24 protein-coding genes are annotated in these 24,498 nt (G+C 58.3%); 10 read left to right on the top strand and 14 right to left on the bottom strand.

The genetic code is table 11. The features are described 5' to 3' along the window. Positions 1 to 30 precede the first annotated feature (30 nt). The 4 genes from ACZRKZ_RS06630 to ACZRKZ_RS06645 form a co-directional block, all read right to left on the bottom strand. The gene (locus ACZRKZ_RS06630) at positions 31 to 1,191 is read right to left on the bottom strand and encodes a PQQ-dependent sugar dehydrogenase (protein WP_463981125.1); all 1,161 of its coding nucleotides are present in this window, start codon (positions 1,189 to 1,191) and stop codon (positions 31 to 33) included. Between the two features lie 30 nt (positions 1,192 to 1,221). After that, a complete protein-coding gene (locus ACZRKZ_RS06635) occupies positions 1,222 to 1,539 on the bottom strand; it encodes a hypothetical protein (protein ID WP_463981126.1) in 318 nt (105 codons plus the stop codon). 119 nt (positions 1,540 to 1,658) lie between these two features. Next, complete coding sequence (lpxO, locus tag ACZRKZ_RS06640; RefSeq protein ID WP_463981127.1) at positions 1,659 to 2,558, bottom strand: lipid A hydroxylase LpxO; 900 nt, start codon at positions 2,556 to 2,558, stop codon at positions 1,659 to 1,661. A gap of 307 nt (positions 2,559 to 2,865) precedes the next feature. Continuing rightward, a complete protein-coding gene (locus ACZRKZ_RS06645; RefSeq protein ID WP_463981128.1) occupies positions 2,866 to 4,209 on the bottom strand; it encodes a Wzz/FepE/Etk N-terminal domain-containing protein in 1,344 nt (447 codons plus the stop codon). Between the two features lie 382 nt (positions 4,210 to 4,591). Here ACZRKZ_RS06645 and ACZRKZ_RS06650 point away from each other — a divergent pair, with 382 nt between their 5' ends. Beyond that, positions 4,592 to 4,999, top strand: coding sequence for a TIGR03067 domain-containing protein (locus ACZRKZ_RS06650; RefSeq protein ID WP_463981129.1), 408 nt, complete (start codon positions 4,592 to 4,594; stop codon positions 4,997 to 4,999). Between the two features lie 137 nt (positions 5,000 to 5,136). Here the strand turns inward: ACZRKZ_RS06650 and ACZRKZ_RS06655 are convergent, their stop codons facing one another. Continuing rightward, on the bottom strand, positions 5,137 to 5,949 hold the full coding sequence (locus ACZRKZ_RS06655; RefSeq protein ID WP_463981130.1) for a class I SAM-dependent methyltransferase: 813 nt from the start codon (positions 5,947 to 5,949) through the stop codon (positions 5,137 to 5,139). A gap of 590 nt (positions 5,950 to 6,539) precedes the next feature. On the opposite strand from ACZRKZ_RS06655, the gene ACZRKZ_RS06660 reads away from it, so the two are divergent. After that, complete coding sequence (locus ACZRKZ_RS06660) at positions 6,540 to 8,129, top strand: ABC-F family ATPase (protein WP_149414063.1); 1,590 nt, start codon at positions 6,540 to 6,542, stop codon at positions 8,127 to 8,129. A 184-nt stretch (positions 8,130 to 8,313) separates the two neighbouring features. Further along, entirely contained in the window at positions 8,314 to 9,486 is a 1,173-nt protein-coding gene (locus tag ACZRKZ_RS06665; protein WP_463968556.1) for an MFS transporter, read from the top strand. Here ACZRKZ_RS06665 and ACZRKZ_RS06670 read toward each other — a convergent pair. After that, positions 9,480 to 10,517, bottom strand: coding sequence for an alpha/beta hydrolase family protein (locus tag ACZRKZ_RS06670; RefSeq protein ID WP_463981131.1), 1,038 nt, complete (start codon positions 10,515 to 10,517; stop codon positions 9,480 to 9,482). The two genes, ACZRKZ_RS06665 and ACZRKZ_RS06670, sit on opposite strands and share 7 nt — an antisense overlap. A gap of 225 nt (positions 10,518 to 10,742) precedes the next feature. Further along, positions 10,743 to 11,354, bottom strand: coding sequence for an FMN-dependent NADH-azoreductase (locus ACZRKZ_RS06675; protein WP_463981132.1), 612 nt, complete (start codon positions 11,352 to 11,354; stop codon positions 10,743 to 10,745). 125 nt (positions 11,355 to 11,479) lie between these two features. On the opposite strand from ACZRKZ_RS06675, the gene ACZRKZ_RS06680 reads away from it, so the two are divergent. Then, positions 11,480 to 12,388, top strand: a complete 909-nt coding sequence (locus tag ACZRKZ_RS06680; protein ID WP_463981133.1) for a LysR substrate-binding domain-containing protein — start codon at positions 11,480 to 11,482, stop codon at positions 12,386 to 12,388. 11 nt (positions 12,389 to 12,399) lie between these two features. Further along, a complete protein-coding gene (locus ACZRKZ_RS06685; RefSeq protein ID WP_463968870.1) occupies positions 12,400 to 12,750 on the top strand; it encodes an MmcQ/YjbR family DNA-binding protein in 351 nt (116 codons plus the stop codon). Here ACZRKZ_RS06685 and ACZRKZ_RS06690 read toward each other — a convergent pair. Then, positions 12,739 to 13,122, bottom strand: coding sequence for a DUF1294 domain-containing protein (locus tag ACZRKZ_RS06690; protein WP_463981134.1), 384 nt, complete (start codon positions 13,120 to 13,122; stop codon positions 12,739 to 12,741). The genes ACZRKZ_RS06685 and ACZRKZ_RS06690 overlap by 12 nt on opposite strands. A gap of 5 nt (positions 13,123 to 13,127) precedes the next feature. After that, complete coding sequence (locus tag ACZRKZ_RS06695) at positions 13,128 to 13,958, bottom strand: undecaprenyl-diphosphate phosphatase (RefSeq protein WP_463968560.1); 831 nt, start codon at positions 13,956 to 13,958, stop codon at positions 13,128 to 13,130. Between the two features lie 252 nt (positions 13,959 to 14,210). On the opposite strand from ACZRKZ_RS06695, the gene ACZRKZ_RS06700 reads away from it, so the two are divergent. The 3 genes from ACZRKZ_RS06700 to ACZRKZ_RS06710 all read left to right on the top strand — a co-directional run bounded on the left by ACZRKZ_RS06700 (position 14,211) and on the right by ACZRKZ_RS06710 (position 17,073). After that, positions 14,211 to 15,845 carry a methyl-accepting chemotaxis protein gene (locus ACZRKZ_RS06700; protein ID WP_463981459.1) on the top strand — a complete coding sequence of 545 codons (1,635 nt, stop codon included), beginning with the start codon at positions 14,211 to 14,213 and terminating at the stop codon, positions 15,843 to 15,845. A 143-nt stretch (positions 15,846 to 15,988) separates the two neighbouring features. Continuing rightward, positions 15,989 to 16,552: a nicotinamide riboside transporter PnuC gene (pnuC, locus tag ACZRKZ_RS06705; RefSeq protein WP_463981135.1), complete on the top strand. Its 564-nt coding sequence runs from the start codon at positions 15,989 to 15,991 to the stop codon at positions 16,550 to 16,552. Beyond that, positions 16,549 to 17,073 (top strand): AAA family ATPase, encoded by a 525-nt coding sequence (locus ACZRKZ_RS06710; protein WP_463981136.1) that lies wholly within the window; start codon positions 16,549 to 16,551, stop codon positions 17,071 to 17,073. The genes pnuC and ACZRKZ_RS06710 overlap by 4 nt, the downstream gene beginning before the upstream one ends. Before the next feature lie 36 nt (positions 17,074 to 17,109). Here ACZRKZ_RS06710 and pvdQ read toward each other — a convergent pair whose 3' ends face one another. After that, the gene (gene pvdQ, locus ACZRKZ_RS06715) at positions 17,110 to 19,437 is read right to left on the bottom strand and encodes a bifunctional acylase PvdQ (RefSeq protein WP_463981137.1); all 2,328 of its coding nucleotides are present in this window, start codon (positions 19,435 to 19,437) and stop codon (positions 17,110 to 17,112) included. Between the two features lie 251 nt (positions 19,438 to 19,688). Between pvdQ and ACZRKZ_RS06720 the strand changes: the two genes are divergently transcribed. Then, on the top strand, positions 19,689 to 20,072 hold the full coding sequence (locus tag ACZRKZ_RS06720) for a fe2+ zn2+ uptake regulation protein (protein ID WP_463981138.1): 384 nt from the start codon (positions 19,689 to 19,691) through the stop codon (positions 20,070 to 20,072). Position 20,073: 1 nt separating this feature from the next. On the opposite strand, the gene ACZRKZ_RS06725 is transcribed toward ACZRKZ_RS06720, so the two are convergent. Together ACZRKZ_RS06725 and ACZRKZ_RS06730 are read right to left on the bottom strand one after the other, a co-directional pair. Further along, a complete protein-coding gene (locus ACZRKZ_RS06725; RefSeq protein ID WP_149414052.1) occupies positions 20,074 to 20,268 on the bottom strand; it encodes a hypothetical protein in 195 nt (64 codons plus the stop codon). Positions 20,269 to 20,479: 211 nt separating this feature from the next. Next, positions 20,480 to 21,397 (bottom strand): LysR family transcriptional regulator, encoded by a 918-nt coding sequence (locus ACZRKZ_RS06730; RefSeq protein ID WP_463981139.1) that lies wholly within the window; start codon positions 21,395 to 21,397, stop codon positions 20,480 to 20,482. Positions 21,398 to 21,517: 120 nt separating this feature from the next. Between ACZRKZ_RS06730 and ACZRKZ_RS06735 the strand changes: the two genes are divergently transcribed. Further along, the gene (locus ACZRKZ_RS06735) at positions 21,518 to 22,513 is read left to right on the top strand and encodes an aldo/keto reductase (RefSeq protein WP_463981140.1); all 996 of its coding nucleotides are present in this window, start codon (positions 21,518 to 21,520) and stop codon (positions 22,511 to 22,513) included. A 63-nt stretch (positions 22,514 to 22,576) separates the two neighbouring features. Here ACZRKZ_RS06735 and ACZRKZ_RS06740 read toward each other — a convergent pair whose 3' ends face one another. After that, complete coding sequence (locus ACZRKZ_RS06740; RefSeq protein ID WP_149414049.1) at positions 22,577 to 23,350, bottom strand: enoyl-CoA hydratase; 774 nt, start codon at positions 23,348 to 23,350, stop codon at positions 22,577 to 22,579. A 14-nt stretch (positions 23,351 to 23,364) separates the two neighbouring features. Further along, positions 23,365 to 24,492, bottom strand: a complete 1,128-nt coding sequence (locus tag ACZRKZ_RS06745) for an acyl-CoA dehydrogenase (protein ID WP_463968567.1) — start codon at positions 24,490 to 24,492, stop codon at positions 23,365 to 23,367. Positions 24,493 to 24,498: the final 6 nt, after the last annotated feature.

Genomic DNA, 24,498 nt, shown 5'->3' on the forward strand with positions numbered 1-24,498 from the left:
TTGCGGAGCGACAAGCTTGCAGCTTGCGGCTCAATCCTGGTTCAGTCCAACCCGATACAGCACACCGTCATCCTCATCCGTAAGGACATACAAAAAACCATCCGGCCCCTGCCGCACGTCCCGTATGCGCGCTTTCAAATCCCCCAGCAAGCGTTCTTCATGCACCACCTTGTCGCCATCGAACTGCAAGCGAATCAACTCCTGGCTGGCCAATGTGCCGATAAACAGATTGTGCTGCCAAGCCTTGAAGCGGTCGGCGTCATAGAACGCCATGCCGCTGATGGCCGGTGATTTCTCCCACACATGATGAGGCGCGACGGTGCCCTCGGCTGTCTTGCCCTTGGCTTCGGGAATGGGCAGCAAGGAATAGTTGATGCCATGGGTCGCCAACGGCCAACCGTAGTTCTTGCCCCGCTCGATAATGTTGATTTCATCACCACCGCGAGGGCCGTGCTCGTTTTCCCACAGCGTGCCGCTCCACGGATTAAGGGCGGCACCTTGAGGATTACGCTGCCCATAGGACCAGATTTCGGGCCTGGCACCTTCCTGGCCAACAAACGGGTTATCGTCCGGCACACGCCCGTCGGGGAAGATTCGTACGACCTTGCCCTGCAACTTGTCCAGGTCCTGGGCCGTAGGACGGTCGTTGTTTTCCCCAAGGGTTACGAACAGATAGCCATCGCGATCAAACACTAGCCGCGAACCGAAGTGATTGCCGGTGGACAGCTTGGGTTCCTGGCGAAGGATGACCTGGAAGTCCTTCAACCCACTCAGGTCGTCGGCCAGACGCCCGCGCCCTACAGCAGTGCCAGCGGTGCCACCCTTGCCGCCGCCTTCGGCATAGGACAGGTAGACCATCCGATCCTGCTTGAAGTCCGGCGACAGCACCACATCCAGCAAGCCGCCCTGCCCTTTGGCCCATACTTGCGGTACACCACTCAAGGGCGCCGACAACTTGCCGTCTGGGCTGATAAAACGCAGGTGACCGGGCCGTTCGGTGACCAGGAAGCCCTGCTTATCTGGCAGGAACGCCACCGCCCACGGATGGTCCAGGCCTTTGACAATAGGGGTGGCCGTGACACTGCCCTGCTCGCTGGGAAACTGCTGGGTATCGGCAGCGAAAACAGGAAACATCAGAGGCAGCAAGGCACTGGCGCAGAACGTCGCTAAAAGGGTTTTGCGTAGAAACATACCGTGGGTTTCCTTGTTCGGTTCACACACTCAAGGCTGGCGATTGCCATTGGCGTCACGGGTCGGCGCCTGCGGTTGGGTTGCAGGACGAGTGGGCGCGGCATCGCGCTGCGGGTAACGGTTACCGATCCCGCCATTTTCCAGGGTCGGGGGCCGAGGCACCGGAGTGACGTTGGTTCCACGAATGGCGGGGGAATTGGGCTGGGTGCCCTGCATGCTGTTGGGATTGGCCCGATGAATGGGGCTGTTGTAGGGATTGTTGTTGCCAGGCAGATTTTGCGCCTGTACCAGCGAGGTCAGCGCGAGGCCCAACGCCAGTACTGCAAGGTTGCGCACATGGGTGTTCATGACAAAGCCTCTCTGTGGCAAGGAATACCTGCTTTCGATAACACGCTACGCCCAGGGTTCGGCTTTGGTAACTAAATAGTTTCTCTTCAGGTGTAACACGACTTTTCCGACACTCGATCTCAGACCAGAAGAAAAATCGCTGCCAGACCGACAAAGATCGCCCACTTTTCCAGGTAATAGCGAGTGCGATTACGCTTTTTCAGCTCTTTGCCCCGCAAGCGGATCTTGTACAGTCGAGTAAAGGCACGGTTCAAACCACCGGTCTTGTCACCGGCTTCATTGGGCGAACCGGCCGCCGCCATGACATTGCTACTGAACCAACGGTTGAACGCCGCGGCCCAGCGGTATTTCATCGGCCGTTCGATATCGCAGAACAAAATGATGCGGTTCTGTTGCGTGGTGTTTTGCGCATAGTGGATGTAGGTCTCGTCGAACATCACCGGCTCACCGTCACGCCAGTAGTAGCTTTCACCGTCAACGTCGATGTAGCAGCCCGGGTCGTTGGGCGTATCGAGGCCTAAATGGTAGCGATAGGAACCCGCATACGGGTCTCGATGGCGCACCAGCTTGGAGCCCGGTGGTAACTCGGCAAACATCGCGGCCTTGATCGAACTGATGCCTTGCACCAACTCGGTAGTGCGCGGGCACAACTTCATGGCCGACGGATGACTGTCGCCGTACCACTTCAGGTAGAAACGTTTCCAGCCCGACTTGAAGAACGAGTTGAAACCCACGTCGTCGTATTGGTCCGAGCGCTTGATCTCCCCTGCCCGCATCAGGTTCTGGCCTTCCTGGCGAATTTCTTCCCAATGCTCCTGAAGCGGGCTCAGGTCAGGAAAATCACTGGGCGACAGATAGGGTCGGCTGGGCAATTTGGAGAACAGGTAGAGAAAGCAATTAATCGGAGCCAGGAAGGTCGAGTGATCGCTTAATTGGCGGCCCAGCGTATGTCGCACCCGGCCACGCAGGTGTACATACGCAATGGAGACAACGTAGAGAGCAACAATGATGAGTTTCAAGGGAATTCGTCACAAGTCAGAAGAGAACCGGCTGCTCCTGCGTGCCCACGACGGCCGAGGATTAAATAAGCAGCTCCTGAAATCACAATTCGGTAAACAGGCAATACGGCAGGCTCGGTGACAATCCTGACCATGGCCATTGGCTGTTATTTTAGCCATAGACTGTAACCAAAGGTTAACTAAGAATTGTGAAAAGGTGCCCAGCAACTGTGATCGAAGGTAGCTCGAAGGTGAGCTAGCCGGTATCGCGCCGGGCTGCGAGGCAGCCCGGGATCTTCACGCCGACTCAGTGGGCGGCGAGAGTTGATCAGCTCAGAGGCTCATCATCCTTGCGCTCACGGCGGGAAAAACGATGATCATCCAACGGCGAGTACGGTACCGCTTCCCGGCGCATCAGGATGAAATGACGAATCAGTGCAACCATGATCCCCAGCACCAAACCGGCCATCAGGCTCAGGGCCACCACCAGGATTTTCTTCGGTTTGATCGGGCTTAGCGGCTCTTGGGCGCGACGGTCGATCGTCACCAGTTTCAAGCTGCTCATATCGATGTTCAGGCTTCGCAAGCGCGCCACTTCGGCACGCAAGGGCTCAACATCCTGCAGGAAGATATCTTCATTCCCACGTTTCTTCAGCACCTCAACCTGGCGGTTGACCTCCAGCAATTGCAACTCCTTGCCAATTTCGGCAACGCGGCTGTTGGTGAAGTCGTCGCTGGTGCGTTGTTGCAACGCGGTGCGTTCGGCCTCAAGGGCATCGGTACCCATGAAGTACAGCAGAATCCGCTGATTGTTGACCTCGGTACGCATGACCTGACTTGAGCCACTGCGCCCCGCATCAGCCATGGACGACGGCGTCGTTGGGCTTTTGATGCTCATGGACTTGGCAATCGAGATCGCCTCGGCCAGCTCCGCCAGGCGATTGGAGCGTTCCATTTTCATCTGCAGACGCAATGCGCCGAGTTCGTCTTCCAACTGCGCCCGCTTGAGCTTGTCGCCCTCCAGCAGCTTGGCGATTTTCGACGCCTTGTCGGTTTCGTAATTGGAGCGAGCGGCGTCAATCTTGCCTTTGAGTTCAGTGAGGCGATTGTTGACGATCACTTTAAGATCGGCGCCAACTTGCTCACGCTGAGCGGCAACTGCGTAGTCGACAAACCCGTTGAGAATCGCTACCCCGTCAATATCAGTGGGGTACTGCAACTCCAGGCGGATATAGCTGCTCAGGGAGTCGGATTTTTTCGGATCGGGCAAAATCAGCTTGATAGAGTCGCGATTAAACGCCTCGAAACTCTGCTCAAGGCTCTGCCCCGGCCGCTGAAATTCCTTGAACAAGGCTTGGTTAGCCTTGAAAAAGCTCAAGCGAGCCTCGTAGGAATCCAGTTGCGTACCTACTTTGGCCAGCGCATCCGCAGGCGGCAACTTATAGACTTCAGAACGGTTTAGCGCGTCCAGTTCGTTGATCGCCGCCGGGCGCAGAACGCTGCTGACCTGATATTCCCGTGGCGCCAAGAATGCGTAGCCAACTCCCACAAACCCCGCGAAAAGCGTACAGCCAATAACCAGTTTCTTTTGCCGCCAGATAGAGTGAAACAATTCAAACAAATCAATTTCGTCCGATGCAGCATGAGTTTGGAGCTGGGGAGTTTTATTCAAAATCATTACACCCTAAAAAGTGGACACGCAACGCCCAAAACACGCTAGATCTTTATAACCGACTGAAAACACAGGGACAACGCCCTGAACACCGGACATACGCAGTCGCGCCGACGGGTCATCCGACCCTCCCTTCATAGAAAAAATTCCAGGCCCGTGAAGGTTTTTTCCTTTTAGACATACAAATGTCATACCCGAGATTCATGAGCGTAGACGACAAGCAACGGAGCATTTTGCTTAACGTATGTCAAAATCGTGTCAAATGTCCGCCAATAAAGGAAAAAATCCCATCCAACACTCATTTTTGAGCGCTTTCTCAAAAAGCTGCTTCATCGCTGTTGAATTCCCCCGCAACTAACGGCTCATAAAAAAGGAATTTTGCATGTCATCCCCCTCAAACCAGCCTTCCCACGGCGCCAGCCACCATGACCAATTGGCTCTCCAGGGAGAATGGGAACAGACCGCACTGGAAGACAGCGGCGTGATCAACCCGGTAGATGAACACAGCGCTCCCGGCGCCCTGACTACCATCAGTGGCGATCAATTTCGGGTCGTTACCCTTGGCGGCGAGGTGTTACTGGCAGGCAGCTTTACCCTCGACGCCAGTACGACGCCCAAGACCATCATCTGGGTGGACTCAATGGGCGCCGATGCGGGCAAGCAATTGCTGGCGAGTTATCGATTGGAGGGGGATCACTTTGTGTTTATTGCCGCCGATGAGGGCATGCCAAGGCCGACGTATTTCAGCACCGAGCGGGGGCAAACCATGCGCACCTTCGTACGTAAATAGTGAGGGGATCGGGCATCCGTTCTTGCGACATCGTTTTCACAAACTCTTCACCTTTGCCGCTATAGGGTGAAACCTACTCCTCAAGTGAATCCCTTGGCCCGCCCCCCAGCGGGCTTTTTTTGTGTTTCGATTGCACCTCAAACCGGGCGTTTGATGGCCGTCAGGGTGAAGCACATTGGCAACTGCGCAGGCTGATGCTCATATTGGTCGTAGAGTTCTTCGCGATTGGAGTGCGGGTACTCCCTCATATCGCTGATCTGCAAGCCCGCCTTGATAGCGCCGCTGGCGATGTCACCCATCGAATGCACAAACCAGTAGGAAGTCGCTTGGGCACTTTCGGCGTTCCCTTCATAGACGATGGCTTCCTGGGACACAAAAGGCTCACGGCGAAAGTACGAGCTGACCGGCAGCATCGGGTTATCAGCCTTGGGGTCAAACATTTCCAGAAAGGGGTGAGTCTCGTAAATCACCAGGGTGCCGCCCGTCTTCAGTGTGCTGGCGACATGGGACATGAACAGTGCAACGTTCGGCATCCAGCCCAGCACACCAATGGTGATCAGGGCGACATCAAAGCGCTCCTGCAACTGTTCTGGCAGATGATGGATATCGGACTCGATAAATTCAGGGGCATGAGGCGATGCACTCGCCAGCTCCCGAGCCTGCTGAAGAAAGGCCTCGGATTGATCCACACCTGTCACGGCACGAGCCCCAAGGCCAAACAGTGACAGGCTTTCACGCCCGTTATTGCAGCCCAATTGCACCACGTCCTTACCCTTGACGCCGACCTGAAGCATTAGTGCAGTAAGCGTTGGGTCCAGGCACGAAAAATCGGGTTTACCAACAGAAGCGCGCAGAGCCTGCCAGTTGTCGGTGCCCCTGTGGTGTTTGGCGGATTCGTTCCAGGCGTCCTTGTTGCTGGAGATTGCCTGTTGAGCTGAAAGCATTTCCATTGCACCTGCACCTGACGCTTATAGGGTGTTTTCTGTCATTGCGACATGAAGAGGTTCGCCCTACACCGAAAGCCTCGCCATCCCTGAACCGGTAAAGAGCCATCACTGTAGGGCGAACAAGCGCAAAATAAGCGAGGCCCTTGAGATGTTCAACTGTCATCAATACGAAACTGAAAAAAATCTGACCATCCGACATCTCTTGATGCAGTTACGCTGATTTTGTAGGAGTCTTCGTCGAACTTGGTGAGATATCTATCCGCAAGCTCCGCTGTTTTGCCTTCAAGGACCAGACCACACAGGATTGACCTTCGCTGCATTCGCCTGACAGGGCAAAACGCCTAGTAAGAGAACTGCCCTCAACATCCACTCCACCCCGCCATACAACTCGCGCCCCACATATGCGACAATGCGCGCCAAATTCCAACATGCACCCATATATTCTGCTCAGCGACTGGGCTTCACGCCTTGATGTCGCTGTCGACGTATGCCCGCTGGCCCAAGCTCATGCTCAGACTGGTCCAGTCCCGGAATGCCCCAGGAATGGTCCAGGCGCCATCAGCGCTGTCGCAACCCATTGATAGGTAAAGTAATTGATCTCCACAGCTAACATCACCATGCAGTTCGGCGCCAAGCCGCTCTTCGAGAACGTTTCGGTCAAGTTCGCCGCTGGCAACCGTTATGGTCTGATCGGGGCCAACGGTTGCGGCAAGTCGACCTTCATGAAAATTCTCGGTGACGATCTGGAGCCGTCGGGTGGCCAGGTCATGCTGGAGCCGAACGTGCGCCTGGGTAAACTGCGCCAGGACCAGTTCGCCTATGAAGAATTCACCGTGCTCGACACCGTGATCATGGGGCACGAGGAGCTGTGGAAGGTCAAGGCTGAGCGCGACCGAATCTATTCGCTGCCGGAAATGACCGAGGCAGACGGCATGGCCGTCGCCGAGCTGGAAACCGAGTTCGCCGAGATGGACGGCTACACCGCCGAATCCCGCGCTGGTGAACTGCTGCTGGGCCTGGGTATCGGCATCGAGCAGCACAACGGCCCGATGAGCGAAGTCTCTCCAGGCTGGAAATTGCGCGTTCTGTTGGCCCAGGCACTGTTTTCCGATCCGGAAGTACTGCTGCTCGACGAGCCCACCAACCACCTGGACATCAACACCATCCGCTGGCTGGAAAATATCCTGACCCAACGTTCGAGCCTGATGATCATCATCTCTCACGACCGTCACTTCCTGAACAGTGTCTGCACCCACATGGCCGACCTGGACTACGGTGAGCTGCGCCTGTTCCCGGGCAACTACGACGAGTACATGACCGTGGCGACCCAGTCCCGCGAGCAACTGCTGTCGGACAACGCCAAGAAGAAAGCTCAGATCAACGAGCTGCAATCATTTGTTAGCCGCTTCTCGGCCAACGCCTCGAAATCCAAGCAAGCCAGCTCCCGTGCCAAGCAGATCGACAAGATCCACCTGGCCGAAGTCAAGCCGTCGAGCCGGGTCAGTCCATTCATCCGCTTCGAGCAGACCAAAAAGCTCCATCGCCAGGCGGTCATCGTCGAACGCATGGCCAAGGGCTTTGATGGCAAGCCACTGTTCAAAGACTTCAGCTTCAACGTTGAAGCCGGCGAGCGCGTGGCGATCATTGGCCCGAACGGTATCGGCAAGACCACTCTGCTGCGTACCCTGGTCAATGAGCTGAGCCCGGATGCCGGTAGCGTGAAGTGGACCGATGCGGCAGAAATCGGCTACTACGCCCAGGACCACGCTTCGGACTTCGAAGATGAATCCAACCTGTTCGACTGGATGGGCCGCTGGACCAAGGAAGGCGAACAAGTAGTTCGCGGCACCCTGGGCCGCATGCTGTTCTCCAACGACGATATCCTCAAGTCGGTCAAGGTCATCTCCGGTGGTGAACAAGGTCGCATGCTGTTCGGCAAGCTGATCCTGCAAAAGCCTAACGTGCTGATCATGGACGAACCGACCAACCACTTGGACATGGAATCCATTGAAGCGCTGAACCTGGCGCTGGAAAACTATCCGGGCACGCTGATCTTCGTCAGCCACGACCGTGAGTTCGTTTCGTCCCTGGCCACCCGCATCATCGAGCTGAGCCCAAGTGGCGTGATCGACTTCAGCGGCACCTATGACGATTACCTGCGCAGCCAGGGTGTAGTGTTTTAAGGGCAGCCATTAGCTCTTAGCTGCAAGCTGCAAGCAAAAAGCCCTGTCCATTGTGACGGGGCTTTTGCATTTCTGTCCGGGCTGCGTCGAGGCCCTCAGGTACAGCACAAATTAGTTAGCCAGCTTCCTTTTCTCCTACACCCACGCCATGATGCGCTCACCGCCTGCACGCGAACGAGCTCCCATGCCCGCCTCCCCCAGTTCACTGTCGATCACCCTGCAGATCGTCTCCATTGTGTTCTACACCTTCATCGCCTTCATCTGCATCGGCCTGCCTATTGCAGTGATCCCCGGTTATGTTCACGAGCAACTGGGCTTCAGCGCCGTGATCGCCGGAGTGACCATCGGTTCGCAATACTTGGCGACGCTGCTCAGTCGGCCCATGGCCGGGCGCATGTCAGACACTGTCGGAACCAAACGGGCGATTGTGCTGGGCTTGAGCGGCATTCTGATCAGCGGTGTGCTGACGTGGATCGCCACGCTACTGGACGGCACACCCCTGTTGAGCCTGAGCATCCTGATCGTCGGTCGACTGTTGTTGGGTGTGGCCCAAGGCTTGATCGGTGTTGGTACCATCAGTTGGTGCATGGGCCAGGTCGGCGCCGAACACACTGCACGCTCGATTTCTTGGAACGGGATCGCTTCCTACGGCGCCATTGCCATTGGCGCACCGCTGGGGGTGGTGATGGTTGCCCAATACGGCTACACCAGCCTGGGACCGGCCCTGTTCGTATTGGCGGCATTGGGCCTGCTGCTGATCCGCAGCAAACCGTCGGTACCGGTGGTCCGCGGGGAGCGCTTGCCGTTCTGGGCAGTGTTTGGGCGCATTGCCCCTTTCGGCGCCAGCCTATGCCTGGCATCGATTGGCTACGGCACCCTGACCACGTTTATCACCCTGTACTACCTGAACCGTGGCTGGACCGGCGCCGCGTGGTGCCTGACGGTATTTGGCATTTGCTTCATCGTTTCCCGGCTGCTGTTCATCTCCAGCATCAACCGCTTCGGCGGGTTTACCGCAGCGATTGCGTGCATGACCCTCGAAACCGTGGGCCTGGTGTTGCTCTGGCTGGCACCGTCCACCGGCGTCGCGCTGATTGGCGCGGGGCTGACCGGTTTTGGCCTGTCACTGGTGTATCCGGCGCTGGGTGTCGAGGCGATCAAGCAGGTGCCCAGCAGCAGTCGCGGCGCAGGCTTGAGTGCCTATGCAGTGTTCTTCGATCTGGCGCTGGCTATTGCCGGGCCGCTGATGGGCGCGGTGGCGTTGAACCTGGGGTATTCGTGGATTTTCTTCTTTGCCGCCCTGCTTTCGGTCACCGGCCTGGGCCTGACCTTGCTGCTCAAGCGCCGAGCCTACTGATCCGCCGTCTGCATGCCGGCACGGCTGGATTGCCCGAGAGCGTGGCTGAAAAAGCGTCCGGCCTCGGAGATCAGGTTGCGGTGAATGCCTTCACGGTCGACACCATCGGCATCGGTGCACACGGTTGGCATGGCCGCCAGTTGATCGTCATCACAGGGCGCCATGAAGATGAAGTGCCCTGCCCCGGCCAGCAACTTGAAGTCCGGCGGTGCCGGCAGCTTGCGCGCCAGGGCGGCTGCATTCTTGTCCACCGCCACCAGCTTATCGCCGTCGCCGCTGTAGAGCAGCACCGGGACATGTACATCGGCCAGGGTATGACGGCCGAACATCAAGCTCAGCGGCGCCATCAGCATCAAAGCGTGGATCCGTGAGTCGGCCTGGGGCTGCAAGTCATCGCGATCAACAATCAGCTCGCCCTTGGTGGTGCAGGCGTCACGGTCTTCGGGACGTTGCTGGCAATAGCGCCGCAGCCGGTCTAAATCAGGTTTGGCACCCGCCAGGATCAGCGCTGTCTCACCACCTGCCGAATAGCCGATTACTCCCACTTGGTCGACGTTGACGAAGGGCGACAGCATCGAATCGCCCAGGGTTGCGGTGATCGCTTCGGAAATCTGGATCGGCCGTCCATACAGATTGCTCAAGGTGCCCAGGCGGCTGTGATCCTTGTAGTTGTCACCGGGGTGCAACACCGCCACCACCACAAAGCCCTGGCGCGCCAGGGACGTGGCCAAATCATGCAGGGCCAGCGGTGTGCCGGTGTTGCCATGGGAAAGCATCAGCATCGGGAAACGGCCAATGGCAATCCTGGAGTCTTGCGTGGCGGCGATGCGATAGGCGCCCACTTGGCTGGTCTGTTCCTGGCCGGTGGACGGGTAAAAGGCTATAGCGCTCATCGGCTGTAAATCCAGCGGATCGAGAAAGCTCATGCGGTGATAGCCCACACTCCAGTGGGGGTGCGGCGCTGGAGCGGCCTGCACTGAAACGAGGCTGGCGAACAAAGAAAGAAGCAAGACTGCACAAAGACGCATCATGGGGATGTCCACCTTTGTTGCGTGACGCCTGCGTGTCGATTGAAAAAAACCATGATCATGGCACTCAGGCTCGGGTGATATGACCTTGGATTGCATAACCTGAGCCAAATCCGCCCGAATAAAACAAAAAACTCCGTACTCCGGCCGCTTTCAGGCCACCAGAATACAGAGTTTAGACGGCTCGATTCAGATTGATATCGAGCCTCGGTGAAATTTACACAAGTCTTACGCAGCGACGAACAATTGCTCGCTGATCAGCATATTGGCATCGTTCAGCGCCTTGCCACGCACTTCGTCACCGTAAGCCAGGCCGTGGGCACGGACGAACTCGACGTCGGTGATACCGAGGAAGCCCAGCAGCACTTTCAGGTAGTCTTCGTGAGCCACGCCAGTAGGCTGGCCGGCGTGCAGGCCGCCTGCGGTGGAAACGATGATCACCTTCTTGTTACCGCACAGGCCTTCAGGGCCGGCTTCGGTGTAGCGGAAGGTCTGGCCGGCAACGGCGATACGGTCGATCCAGGCTTTCAACTGAGTCGGGATGGTGAAGTTGTACATCGGTGCAGCCAATACCACGGCGTCGGCGGCGAGAAATTCAGCCAAGGTCGATGCGCTCAGGTCGGCTTCGTGTTTTTGCACGGCATCACGCAATTCAGCGGCGGTGCCCAGTGCGCCTAGGGTGACGCCGGAGAAATGGCTGATGGCATCGCTGGCCAGGTCACGGTAGGTCACTTCAATAGCTGGCTCGGCGGCTTGCCAGGCCTTGACCACGCCAGCGCTCAACTGACGGGACACCGAGTTGTCGCCCAGGATGCTGGAATCGATATGCAAGAGTTTCATGTGGGATCTCCAAGTGAGGATCGCACGGGGCGATCAAGTGCTGACAATCCTACAGATGAATCCAATAGCCGATTAGCGGGTTAAAATGCGATAGTTCGTCCTACTGACAGGACAATAGGTGCGCCATGCAAGATCTCAATGACCTCTACTATTTCGCCAAGGTGGTGGAAGCCGGTGGCTTCGCGGCCGCAGGGCGCTTGCTGGGCATCCCGAAATCACGGCTGTCCCGGCGCATTGCCGAGCTGGAAGAACGCCTTGGCGCACGCTTATTGCAACGCACCACCCGCCAGTTGACCCTGACCGCCGTCGGCGAACGCTACCTGGTGCACTGCCAGGCGATGCTGCAGGAAGCGGAAATGGCCGACGAAGCCGTCGCCAGCATGTCCATTGAGCCTCGGGGCCGCCTGCGGGTGAGTTGCCCGGTAGGCCTGGCCCACGAAATCCTGCCCACGGTCGTGGCCGAATTCCTCGCGACGTATCCGCTGGTGCAGCTGGAAATGATGCTGATCAATCGCCGCGTCGACCTGGTGGCCGAAGGTATCGACGTCGCCCTGCGAGTACGGGAGTTGGGGGATGAAGACCCGTTGCTGGTAACCCGCCGTCTGCGCCAGGCACAGACCGCGATGGTCGCCAGCCCCGACTTTGTGCGCAACCGCCAAATCAATACCCTGGAAGACCTCAAGCAACTGCCGGTGCTCGGCGCACTGGAAGCCGACCGCATGGTCCACCTGCGCATGCTCGATCCCGACGGCAACAGTTGCGATTTGGTGATGGAAGCGCGGCTAGGCATCGATGACTTTGTCGTACGCAAGGCCAGCACCCTCGCCGGCCTGGGTTTTACCGTGCTACCCATGATGTATTGCGAGCAGGAACTGGAAAGCGGCCAGCTTGTGCAACTGTTGCCGCAATGGTCACTTCCCGGCGGCTGGCTGCAAGCTGTTTACCCGCATCGGCGCGGTGTGTCACCGGCGGTACGCGCCTGGATCGACTACTTGGATCATGCCTTCAAAGGTTGTGGAGAGCGACAGCTATGAGCGCGAAGAAAATGACTGAAGAAGATGTCGCACGCTTTTGCCTGGGTTTGCCCGGTGCGCGAGAGGATTACAAGTGGGGCGGCGTGCGGGTGTTTTCGATTGCCGGAAACAAGATGTTTGCGTTGCAGAACCTGCGGGGCGAGTCCCTCGCGTTCAAGGTCGACAAGGAGCTATTTCTCGGCCATGTGGACCGCCCAGGGATTCACCCGGCGCCTTACCTGGCTCGGGCGCAATGGATCATCATGGAAGCGCCCTACCCGTTGGGCGGCGAGGAGCTGCGTGGCTTGTTGCAACGCTCCCACCAACTGGTGGTCAGCAAGCTGCCCAAGCGCACGCAGGTCGGGCTTTTACTAGAACACTGACCGCAGCATGCCACCCAGGAACAGTTGATCGATCCAGAACACTTGGTGCAGCAAGACGATCAGCCAGAACACCACCTGATAAGACACCTTGCGCGTCTTGTGGCGAAACACCTGCTGGGCAATCAGCGCACCCGGCCAACCGCCAGCCAGTTCCAGGGTATGGAGGATTTTTTCCGGGGTACGCCAGCTGTCGCTGCGGGCCTGGCGTTTGTCGCTCCAGTACAGGAAAAACGTGACCACGCTGACCGCGCCATAGGCCACCAGCGGGATCAGCGAAACACCGCGATACCCAAGCGATGCCGAGCCAAACAGCGGCACGGCACACAACAGCACAAACACCAGGGCCTTGAAGCGTGGATGCTGGATGTTCATGCTATTCACGCCTTGGCTGCAGCCCAATCAATCCAGCCGAACTGCCAGGTCGCCAGGATCAACAGGCCGAAGGCAATGCGATACCAGGCAAACGCCGCGTAGCTGTGGCTGGCGATGAACTTGAGCAAACCCTTGACCGCGATCATCGCGAAGATGAACGAGGTGACAAAACCAATAGCGAACACCGGCAGGTCATCCGGCTGGAACAGGTCACGGTACTTGTAGCCCGAGTACACCGCCGCGCCAACCATGGTCGGCATTGCCAGGAAGAACGAGAACTCGGTGGCGGTCTTGCGTGACAGGCCAAACAGCAGGCCGCCAATGATGGTCGAGCCGGAACGTGAAGTTCCCGGAATCATCGCCAGGCACTGGGCAAGACCGACTTTCAAAGCATCTTTCCAGGTGATGTCGTCGACACTTTCGGCGTGGATTTCATGCTGCCGGCGTTCAGCCCATAACATGATGATGCCGCCCACCACCAGCGCGGTGGCCACGGTGATCGGATTGAACAGATACTCGTGGATCATATCGGCAAAAATCACCCCCAATACCACTGCCGGCATAAAGGCGATCAACAGGTTGATGGTAAAACGCTGGGCATTGCGCTGGGTCGGCAAACCGATGACCACATCGAGGATCTTGCGTCGGAACTCCCAGACCACCGCGAGTATGGCGCCGAGCTGGATGATGATGTTGAACGCCATGGCCCGTTCGCCACCGAAGTTGAGCAAGTCGGCGACGATGATCTGGTGACCAGTACTGGAGATAGGCAAAAACTCCGTCAGCCCTTCGACAACTCCAAGTATCAATGCCTGTACGGCAGTCCAAAGATCCATTATTCCCCCATAAGGTCATGCGACCGCATGCCTCGTTGATATTTTCTAGACGTTCACTAACGATGAGCACGCTAAAATCGCAGCGCGCAGGATCAAGGCCGAACTGCAAAAATTCTGTGAAAAATCAGCAGGACTCAGGTTTTTTGATTCCGGGCCGAAAGCCTATCAGACAAGCCCGAATTTCGCTTCGCGTTATCGCTTGGGCAGTCGATTACTGCGCCAACAATTATAAGAGCACGGAGTGAGATGACTATGAACAGCTTGCGCAATATGTCGATCAGCCGGCGCCTCTGGCTGATCCTGATAGTCGCCGTGTTAATGCTGCTGACCCTGGGCTTGCTGATGCTCAAGCAGATCCATGACGATCTGTATCAGGCCAAGAGCCAACAGACCCAGCATGTGGTGGAAACCGCCAACGGGATACTGACGTATTACCACACCCTCGAAACCGCCGGCGTCTTGACCCGAGACGCGGCGCAAAAACAAGCCTTGAGCGTGGTACGTGGCCTGCGTTACGACCATGACGACTATTTCTGGATCAACGACCTGTCGCCAATGATGGTGATGCACCCAGCCAACCCGAAGCTGGATGGCCAGAACCTATCGGCTATTCGTGATCCGGACGGCTTTGCCGTGTTCAACGAGTTTGTCAGCCTGGCCAAGGCCAAGGGCGCCGGCATGGTCAACTACCGCTGGCCAAAACCCGGCGCGGCTGACCCAGTGGCAAAAACCTCCTATATCCAGTTGTTCCAGCCGTGGGGCTGGATCATCGGTTCAGGCGTCTACGTGGATGACGTGCAAGCCCAGTTTCAGGGCCAGGTGTGGAAGACCTCGATCATCGGCCTGGGCATTGCCATGATCATGGCCCTGCTGGTGTCGCTGATCGCCCGCAGCATCGTAAGGCCGCTCCAGGAAGCAGTGAACGCCATGGCCAATATCGCCAGCGGCGAAAGCGACCTGACCCGCAGCCTGGACACCCACGGCCAGGACGAAGTCACCCAACTGTCCCGGCACTTCAATAGCTTCACCACCAAGCTACGCCAGGTGGTCAGCCAATTGCAGACCTGCGCCAACGCCCTGGGCCAGTCGTCCTCAGAGCTGGGCAGCAATGCCAGCGCCGCCCATGACCGCAGCCAGCAACAGTCCCAGCAAATGGAACTGGTGGCCACTGCCATCAATGAAGTGACCTATGGCGTGCAGGACGTGGCCAAGAATGCCGAGCATGCCGCCAGCGAAATGCGCGACGCCCAGGTCCAGGCCGAGCAAGGCCAAGTCAATATCGACGGCAGCCTGCAGCAGATTGATGCACTGTCCAACACCATCAGCCAGGCGGTCGAGGTGATCCGTACCCTGTCCTCGGAAAGCACCCAGATTGGCGGCGTACTGGAGGTGATCCGCTCCATCGCCGACCAGACCAACCTGCTGGCCCTCAACGCCGCCATCGAAGCGGCCCGCGCGGGTGAACAAGGCCGTGGTTTTGCCGTGGTCGCCGACGAAGTGCGCCTGCTGGCCCAGCGCACACAAAAATCCACAGCAGAAATCCAGAGCATGATCGAGCGCCTGCAAGGCCATTCCGAAGCGGCGGTCCAGGTGATCAGCGACAGCCACCAGGCATCACAACTGACCATCGAACAAGCCGGCCAGGCCGGCGCCAGCCTGACTGCCATCGGCCAGGCCCTGCGCAACCTCAATGGCCTGAACGCCTCGATTGCCAGCGCCACCCTGCAACAGGCCCATGTGGTGGAAGACATCAACCAGAACGTCACCCAGGCCGCTGGGCTTTCTCACAGTACGGCACTGGCGGCGCAGCAATCGAGTGTTGCCAGTACGCACTTGAAGGGCTTGAGCGAGGAGTTAAACGGGTTGCTGCGCCAGTTCAAGGTCTAGCGCCAGCCCCCTGTGGCGAGCGGGGTTGCCCGCTCGCCACAACAAGCACGCTTTGCCGCAACGAGCACCTCTCTACATACCTTTGCGCCAAGCCCTCCTGTGGTTACAATCGCCCCCCTCTTCGAATATCCCAAGGAATCTTCATGTCCGGGCTTGAACTGTTTGCCGCCGCCCTGGGGGTGATCGCCGTCTGGTTGACAGTCAAGCAGAACCCCTGGTGCTGGCCCATCGGCCTGGTGATGGTATTGCTCTACACCTGGGTTTTTTTCGAGGTAAAGCTGTATTCGGACATGTTGCTGCAGGTGATCTACGCCGGGCTGCAACTCTACGGCTGGTGGCAATGGACACGAGCCGGCGAGGTTAAACAGGGTCGTCAGGTGACCAGCCTTGGTGCCCAACCGATCCTCCTGCACCTGACGATTGGCGCGGTAGGCAGCCTGTTGCTGGGCGCCGCCATGGTGCATTGGACCGATGCCGCACAACCCTGGCTGGACGCAGCCTTGACCGGTTTCAGCCTGGTGGCGCAAATGTGGATGGCGCAGAAGCGCGTGCAATGCTGGCCGTTGTGGATTGCCGTCGATGTGATTTTTGTCGGGTTGTTTCTCTATAAGGGCCTGTACCTCACGGCGGCCCTTTACGCCTTGTTCACCGTGATCGCCGTGCAGGGTTGGCGGGAATGGCGGGCTGATCCGGCGTTGCGCGCATGAAAGTGGTGGTCATGGCAGGTCCCGAATCCAGCGGTAAAAGCTGGCTGGCCGAGCAGTTGCAGACGCATTTCGGCGGAGTATTGGTGGGAGAATTTGTTCGGTATTTCATCGATCACTTTCAGCGCGATACCACCTTGGCGGATATCCCTGAAATCGCCCGCGGCCAGTTGGCCTGGGAAGATACGGCCCGCGCTGAACAGCCAGCGTTATTGATCCTCGACACCCACCTGTTGACCAACAAACTGTGGAGCCAGACGCTGTTCGGCGACTACCCTGAATGGCTCGACCGCGAGCTGCTGGCTCGCCACTATGACTTGCATTTGCTGCTGTCCCCGGAAGATGTCGGCTGGGCCGATGACGGGCAGCGCTGCCAACCGAAACTGGCAGATCGCCAGGCTTTCTTCCAGGCCAGCCAGCGGTGGCTGGAACTGCATCAACAGCCATTTGCGGTGATTCGCGGCGATTGGGATGAACGTCGCAACAAGGCTTTCGCGGCAGTGGCGCAACTGCTTCAAGAGTGAATACCCCTTGTATGATCACTCCGCGGTACGCTCTATCTATCGCCCGGCCCCATCCTTCTCGCTGATCACCCGCACCTGATACTGCGGGTCCGCTGCAATCTGCTGCTCGGTAAAGGGCAACGGGCTGAGTTTCTTCTCGGAAAACGCCTGGGTCTGGTCCTTCGAATACGTTGAGGCCGGGTCGCTGGACAACGAGAACGCCAGCACGCCCTGGGCCTGCGGCCCCTTGTCGTCGAAGGTGACGACCTGCAAGTAACTGCTGCCGCTGACCACCTCACGCTTGCCGTCGTCCCTGGGTACGCTCTGCATCGCGTTATATACCCCCAATTCTTGCGGCCCACCGTGGATCGGCGTGGTGCCAGACACCTGGATATCGCCCCAGCGACTGCTCTCGCTCAGCCCCTGCCTGGCAACTTCAGCGACCGATGCCAGCATCGCTTCACGCAACGCCTTGGCCACCGGCGCCCGCTCAATGGCCAGGCCGCGCGGCGTAGCTTGCGGTTGCTGCGGGTCAAAATCGACGCGCCACCGTTCAGGCACTTGCTGCATCTGGTCCATCACATTGATGAAATGTACCAGCCCCAGCCCACTTTCAAGATTGGCGCGCTGGTCCCAGTTTTTCAGGCTTGCGCAGACCGGTTTCAGGGCTGGCGCATCTACGCCCAGGCTTTCGCCACAGAATTTCAGCAGGTCGGGCATCACTTGGCTGGCTAGGTAGACCTGATTGTCCATCACCATGTTTTCCAGGGAAGCTGCGCTAATCGGGTGTGTGTCCAACGCCTGCAAACGCTGCAAGGCAAAGCGCGAGCGCGGCCCCAGGGCAATCTGCTCCTGGCTGATCACCGGCGAAAAACCGGTCAGCGGGGCCTTGGGGTTGGCCATCCACGCCGAATCATTGGAGTGCTGCACATAGTCTCTACGCTCCAGCTGCGGCAACTGATCCGCCGGAAAAATACCGGCCTGGGCGGCACGCGGATCGATGTCCCAGGCACAAGCACTGTGGGCGCCATCAAGCACGATCAACTGCAAACCGGCGCGGGGATCGCTGCATTGCGCCAGCTTTTGCGCACTCACGTTGGGCACCACCGACAGGTTCATGTACAGGCTCTGTCCCTGATCATCCGCCGCCAGGGTGTTGACCCACGGGATGCCTTGCAAGGTGTGCACTGAGGCTTGCAGTTCCTTGAGGCTACCGGCGCGGTTCATCGCGTACCACTGCGCCAGCACGCGGTCGTTGCCCAGGTTGGCATCCCTCAGGCTGAAGGCGTATTGCCCGTCCCAGTCCAGTTTCCCCGGCCATTGCACCACCGGACCGAATTGCGAGCTGTAGACCGTGTGGGATTGCGCCTTGGTGCTGCCATCCGCTTCCTTGACCTGCACCGTCACCCTGGTTTTCTCCATCGGCACCGACTTGCCGTCCAGCAGGTAGCGGGTCGAATCCTTCGGGTCCAGGGTCAAGCGGTAGAGGGTGAAATGCTTGGATGTGTCGACGGTGTGAGTCCAGGCCACATGCTGGTTGAAGCCGATATTGATCACCGGTAACCCCGGCAAGGCGGCGCCCATCACGTCCAACTGACCGGGAATGGTCAGGTGCATTTGATAGAAGCGCATACCACCGATCCACGGGAAATGCGGATTGGCCAGCAACATGCCGCGACCATTGAATGAACGCTCCCCGCCGACCGCCACGGCGTTGCTGCCGCGATCCAGCGTAAAGCGCTGCTGGTTCGCCGCAGCGATCTCAAACGCACGAGTGTCGTTCTGCACACCGGCGTGGCTCTGGGGCGGTGCGGCACCCACCAGGGCTTCGGCGAATTGCCCAACGCCGCCTTCTACCAACAGGCGACGGGTCAGCTTGACCAGATCCTGCGGGGTAATCGACCGTACCCAAGCGCCCTGGCACTGCGCCGGCAAACCCTCGGTGCGACGTTCTTGCAGGTAACGGTTGTATCCCGCCACATAGCCTTCGATGCGCTGCTGCATCTGCGGGGGCTGCACTTTCCAGAATGCTGCGACCGCCTGGGGTGTATTGAGCCAGGTGAAAAACACGTCGCTGGTAAGGTTGTTGCGCTCTTCCAGGGTGGACTTTTCGGCGCCGAAATATTTGGCGCGTTCACCGTTCACCGTTACCACTTCGTTGGCCAACAGGCACAGGTTGTCCTGGGCGTACGCGTAACCAATACCGTATCCCAACCCGCGCTCATCGCTGGCGCGGATATGGGGGATACCAGAACTGGTACGGCGGATATCGGCCGTTGCCTCGCCTGCCTGCACCTCGCCCACCTGCCGGGCTGATACCGAAAGGCTCAAGCCAAGAAACACACCCGCCACGCACACCTTGGACAACCCGTTGGAAATAATCACGCAGACTCCATATTCAACCCAAATTAACCGTCCCGGGCAGGACAATCTCGCCAATACCGGCCCACCCATAAAGACGTAATAGCGGGGAATAATTTAACGAGCGCAGGCGTTAATTCGTTGGCGTGGAAATGTGACAGAACTGATACCGACGAAATTTACACATCGCCCGCTTCATGATTTGCGCATCTCATACGTCTTATTACTAAGAGCGCCATCATTTTCCTGATCAGGCTCTGATAAGGAGTTTTTGCATGTACAACTCGCAACTGCCCACGGACGGACATTCAATGGCACACGACGCGGCTTTCGGCTCGGATACCCAAGTATTCGGCAAGTCACCCGAACATCAAGGCAACCAACGCATCCGACATTTGCTCAAGTGTTTTGGCCTGCGCACGAGTCTGATTCGCCTGAAGGTCATCGACGCCCTGCTCACGGCCGCCGATAACGGCCGCTCGCTGGGTGTACGAGGTGTCCACAGCCACTTGCTGGAACTGGGCATCCCGTTGTCCTTTCTCAGTGTGCGCGAAGTGCTCAAGCGTCTATGCAGCGAGGGCGTGATCGCCCTCAACGCCGACAAGAGCTACAGCCTGCATGAACAGGCTGCCAAAGTGCTGGCTGCCAATAACGCCTGAATCAGGCGTTGGGCTTGACCTTGCGGCGCATCACTCCATTGACCACCACCACGATCACTGCCACGGCAATGGCGATGTACTGGAACGTTTTTTCGCTGATGGTCCCGTTGTTCTGCAAATAGGACAGGCCAAACATCGTCCCGAGGACGACCAGGGAAATCAGAATCGAGTATTTCAAGCGTTGCTTTTGGGTCATGACGGGTTCCTAAACCTGAAAATATGTATCCACTTTGTATCGCCAGCCATGCCAAGTACATACCCGGTTGCGAGGATGGACCCAGGCTGGCGGGGTCTCATGTTACAGGCGATGAAAAACTTTGGCTTGCCTTGCGCCTGATTGAACCTGTGAGAGCCAGGCTCATTCCCGGGTCTTGGCCTGACTCCTTTTTACCCTCATGCACCACGACTCAAGGGTAACGCTGTAACCCGCTGCCCGGACGGGCGCAAAGCTCTACCAGCCAGTCGACAAACACCCGCACCCGCGGGGATAACTGGCGATGTGGTGGATAGAGCGCCGTCAGCGGGAGCCTGGGTGGCAACACATCGGCCAGTACCTCTACGAGCGTGCCCTGCTCCAACTGCCGGGCGACGTGATAGTACGGCGCCTGAACCAGGCCATAACCGGCCTCGCAGGCGGCCAGGTAGCCATCGGCGCTGTTGACCGCCAGTTTCTTGGGCAAGTCCACCAGGCGAATATCGTCCCCGCACTGGAACTCCAGACCATAACGTTTACCGGTGGTGCTGGAGAAATATTCAATCATTTGGTGGTTGGCCAAATCATTGAGGTCTTGCGGTACTCCCATCCTCTGCAGGTAGCCAGCGCTGGCGCAGGTCAACTGGTCCATCATCGTCAGCGGCCTTGCCACCAGTGAATCGTCCAAAGACCGGCCACCGCGCAGCACGCAATCCACACCTTCGCGAATCAAGTCCACGGGGCGATCGTTCAAACCGATCTCCAGGTCGATCAGCGGGTAGCGTGCGGTGAACTCCGGCAAGGCCGGAATCACGATAGAGCGTCCCACCGCTGCGGGCATGTCGATACGCAGCGTGCCTCGCGGATTTTTCCGGCGGGTGGAAAACACCGCCTCAGCCTCTTCAAGATCCGCCAACAAACGCACGCAACGCTGGTAATAGGCCGCGCCATCCAGGGTCGGATGAACCTGACGCGTGGTGCGTTGCAGCAATTGCACGCCCAAATGGGCTTCCAACTGCTTGATCAAGATCGTCACCGAAGCGCGAGACAGGTGCAGGCTGTCGGCCGCCTTGGCGAACCCACCTAATTCAACGATCCGCGTGAACACCCGCATGGCATTAAAACGGTCCAAATCCTGACTCCCTTCACGGATTATTTAGAATTTACCAATAGTGATAATGCTTTTAGCCGGTTTATCTTGTTTTTGTCGAGGACAACAATAGGCGTCTTAGCCATTAAAGGAGCCTTACCCATGCTTACGCGTCAACTCGGCAAAAACGGCCCACACGTCAGCGCTATTGGCCTCGGCTGCATGGGCATGACGGATTTCTACACCACCGGTATCGATAGCCGGGAGGCCACCGCCACACTGCATCGCGCCCTGGAACTGGGCATCAACCTGCTGGACACCGCCGATATGTATGGCCCACATACCAATGAAGCGCTGATTGGCAAGGCCATCGCCGGCAAGCGCGACCAGGTCTTTTTGGCCAGCAAATTCGGCATCGTCCGCGACCCGGCGAACCCGACGTTGCGTGGGGTCAATGGCCGACCGCAGTACATTCGCGACTCGATCGAAGGCACCTTGAAACGCCTGGGCGTCGAGACGTTGGATTTGTATTACCAACATCGCATCGACCCCGATGTCGCTATCGAAGAAACCGTCGGCGCCATGGCTGAACTGGTGCATCAGGGCAAGGTGCGTTACCTGGGCTTGAGTGAAGCGTCTGCCGCCACGCTGGAGCGGGCCCACAAGGTCCATCCCATCAGCGCCCTGCAAAGCGAATATTCGCTGTGGAGCCGGGATCAGGAACACAACGGGTGCCTGGCGGCTTGCCAGCGATTGGGAGTTGCATTTGTACCCTATAGCCCACTGGGGCGTGGCTTTCTCACCGGAGCACTGAAGAGCGCGAATGATTTTGCGACGGATGATTACCGTCGGTTCAGCCCACGATTCCAGGGTGAGAACTTTGCGAAAAACCTGCTGTTGGTGGAACAGGTACAGGCACTGGCGCAGGACAAAGGCGTCACTGCCGGACAGCTGGCGTTGGCTTGGGTGTTGGCGCAGGGGGATTATCTGATTCCGATTCCAGGGACCAAGCAGCGTAAATACCTGGAAGAAAATGTCGCCGCGCTGGAAGTCAAACTCAGCCCCGCCGAGTTGGCGGCGCTGGAAGCGATATTTCCAGCCAATGCCATGGCTGGGTTGCGCTATCCGCAAGAGGTGATGCAGATGCTGAATAAGTAGGCACTTGCTCGCGATGTTTTTTTGATTGTTCCCACACCCGTGGGAACAATCAATAAGCGACCGTTACTTATCCTTGAACTCAGGCGCGCGCTTGGCCACAAACGCCGCCATCCCTTCCTTCTGATCCTGAGTGGCAAACGCGGCATGGAATACCCGCCGCTCAAAACGCACGCCTTCCGACAAACTGACCTCAAACGCGCGGTTGACGCTTTCCTTGACCATCATGCTGATGGGCAGCGATTTACTGGCGATCAGCGCGGCGACTTTGAGCGCCTCCTCCAGCAACTCATCCGCCGGTACGATCCGCGCAACGATGCCGCAACGCTCCGCTTCCACCGCATCGATGAAACGCCCGGTCAGGCACATTTCCATGGCCTTGGCCTTGCCCACCGCACGGGTCAGGCGCTGGGTGCCGCCCATACCCGGCAGCACGCCGAGGTTGACTTCCGGCTGGCCGAACCTGGCGTTGTCACCGGCCAGGATGAAGTCGCACATCAGCGCCAGTTCGCAGCCGCCACCCAAGGCAAAACCGTTGACTGCGGCAATGATCGGCTTGCGACGATTGGCCACTCGGTCGCTGTCGCTGAACAGGTCGTCCAGGTAGATCTGCGGGTAGGTCAGCTCAGCCATTTCCTTGATATCGGCGCCGGCGGCAAAGGCTTTTTTCGAGCCGGTCAGCACGATGCAACCGATCTCGGGGTTGGCTTCCAGACTGTCCAGCGCCTGGTTCACCTCACTGACCAGTTGTGCGTTCAAGGCGTTCAGCGCTTGCGGGCGATTAAGGGTAATCAGCCCAACGCGGCCCTGAACCTCCAGCAAAATGGTTTCGTAGCTCATCCGTCAGTTCCTCTTCAAAGGTTGCGTGAAATGACCATGCGTTGAATATCGCTGGTGCCTTCATAAATCTGGCAGACCCGCACATCGCGGTAGATCCGCTCCAGGGGGAAGTCGCTCAGATAACCGTAACCGCCCAGGGTTTGCAAGGCCGCCGAACAGACCTTCTCAGCCATTTCCGAAGCAAACAGCTTGGCCATGGATGCCTCCACCAGTGCAGGCCGGCCGCTGTCGCGCAGGGCCGCGGCGTAATGCACCATCTGCCGTGCGACGGCGATCTGGGTGGCCATGTCCGCCAGGCGGAAGGCCACCGCCTGATGCTCGATCAAGGTTTTGCCAAAACTCTCGCGTTCACGAGCGTAGTCACGGGCTGCCTCAAACGCAGCACGGGCCATGCCCACCGATTGCGAGGCAATACCGACACGGCCACCTTCCAGGTTGGCCAGGGCAATCTTGTAGCCTTCGCCCTCCTCACCCAGACGGTTGGCCACCGGCACTTTGACGTCCTCAAAGAGGATCTGGCAGGTGTCGGATGCATGCTGGCCAAGCTTGTCTTCGACCCGCGCCACTTTATAGCCGGGCGAATCGGTGGGCACGATAAAGGCGCTGATGCCGCGCTTGCCGGCCGTGGGATCGGTGACCGCAAATACAATCACGATCCCGGCGTTTTGCCCCGACGTGATGAACTGTTTGCAACCGTTGAGTACGTAGTGATCACCCTCAAGGCGGGCACGGGTTTTCAGGCTGCTGGCGTCGGAGCCGGCCTGGGGCTCGGTCAGGGCAAAGGCGCCGAGCATGGCGCCGCTGGCCAGGGGCGTGAGGAATTGCTCTTTCTGCTGATCGTTGCCGAACTTGAGGATCGGCACGCAGCCCACAGAGTTATGCACGCTCATGATGGTCGAGCAGGCACCATCGCCGGCGGCGACTTCTTCCAGGGCCATGGCGTAGGCCAGGTAGCCGGTGTCGCAACCGCCCCACTGTTCCGGGACCAGCATGCCGAAAAAGCCCAGTTCGGCCATTTCAGCGATAGCCTCCCTGGGAAAGCGATGCTCGCGGTCCCACTCGGCGGCGAACGGTTTCAGCCGTTCCTGGGCAAATTGCCGGGCGGCTTCGCTGATTTGCAGTTGTTCGTCATTGGGGAGCATAAACAG

The sequence above is a fragment of the Pseudomonas sp. c313 genome (assembly GCF_055407145.1).

Bases quoted from the DNA above. Each gene is read 5' to 3' on its own strand.
- ACZRKZ_RS06630 (WP_463981125.1), bottom strand. From the start codon at position 1,191: ATGTTTCTACGCAAAACCCTTTTAGCGACGTTCTGCGCCAGTGCCTTG.
- ACZRKZ_RS06635 (WP_463981126.1), bottom strand. From the start codon at position 1,539: ATGAACACCCATGTGCGCAACCTTGCAGTACTGGCGTTGGGCCTCGCG.
- ACZRKZ_RS06650 (WP_463981129.1), top strand. From the start codon at position 4,592: ATGTCATCCCCCTCAAACCAGCCTTCCCACGGCGCCAGCCACCATGAC.
- ACZRKZ_RS06655 (WP_463981130.1), bottom strand. From the start codon at position 5,949: ATGGAAATGCTTTCAGCTCAACAGGCAATCTCCAGCAACAAGGACGCC.
- ACZRKZ_RS06665 (WP_463968556.1), top strand. From the start codon at position 8,314: ATGCCCGCCTCCCCCAGTTCACTGTCGATCACCCTGCAGATCGTCTCC.
- ACZRKZ_RS06670 (WP_463981131.1), bottom strand. From the start codon at position 10,517: ATGATGCGTCTTTGTGCAGTCTTGCTTCTTTCTTTGTTCGCCAGCCTC.
- ACZRKZ_RS06675 (WP_463981132.1), bottom strand. From the start codon at position 11,354: ATGAAACTCTTGCATATCGATTCCAGCATCCTGGGCGACAACTCGGTG.
- ACZRKZ_RS06680 (WP_463981133.1), top strand. From the start codon at position 11,480: ATGCAAGATCTCAATGACCTCTACTATTTCGCCAAGGTGGTGGAAGCC.
- ACZRKZ_RS06685 (WP_463968870.1), top strand. From the start codon at position 12,400: ATGACTGAAGAAGATGTCGCACGCTTTTGCCTGGGTTTGCCCGGTGCG.
- ACZRKZ_RS06690 (WP_463981134.1), bottom strand. From the start codon at position 13,122: ATGAACATCCAGCATCCACGCTTCAAGGCCCTGGTGTTTGTGCTGTTG.
- ACZRKZ_RS06695 (WP_463968560.1), bottom strand. From the start codon at position 13,958: ATGGATCTTTGGACTGCCGTACAGGCATTGATACTTGGAGTTGTCGAA.
- ACZRKZ_RS06700 (WP_463981459.1), top strand. From the start codon at position 14,211: ATGAACAGCTTGCGCAATATGTCGATCAGCCGGCGCCTCTGGCTGATC.
- pnuC (WP_463981135.1), top strand. From the start codon at position 15,989: ATGTCCGGGCTTGAACTGTTTGCCGCCGCCCTGGGGGTGATCGCCGTC.
- ACZRKZ_RS06710 (WP_463981136.1), top strand. From the start codon at position 16,549: ATGAAAGTGGTGGTCATGGCAGGTCCCGAATCCAGCGGTAAAAGCTGG.
- ACZRKZ_RS06720 (WP_463981138.1), top strand. From the start codon at position 19,689: ATGTACAACTCGCAACTGCCCACGGACGGACATTCAATGGCACACGAC.
- ACZRKZ_RS06725 (WP_149414052.1), bottom strand. From the start codon at position 20,268: ATGACCCAAAAGCAACGCTTGAAATACTCGATTCTGATTTCCCTGGTC.
- ACZRKZ_RS06735 (WP_463981140.1), top strand. From the start codon at position 21,518: ATGCTTACGCGTCAACTCGGCAAAAACGGCCCACACGTCAGCGCTATT.
- ACZRKZ_RS06740 (WP_149414049.1), bottom strand. From the start codon at position 23,350: ATGAGCTACGAAACCATTTTGCTGGAGGTTCAGGGCCGCGTTGGGCTG.
- ACZRKZ_RS06745 (WP_463968567.1), bottom strand. From the start codon at position 24,492: ATGCTCCCCAATGACGAACAACTGCAAATCAGCGAAGCCGCCCGGCAA.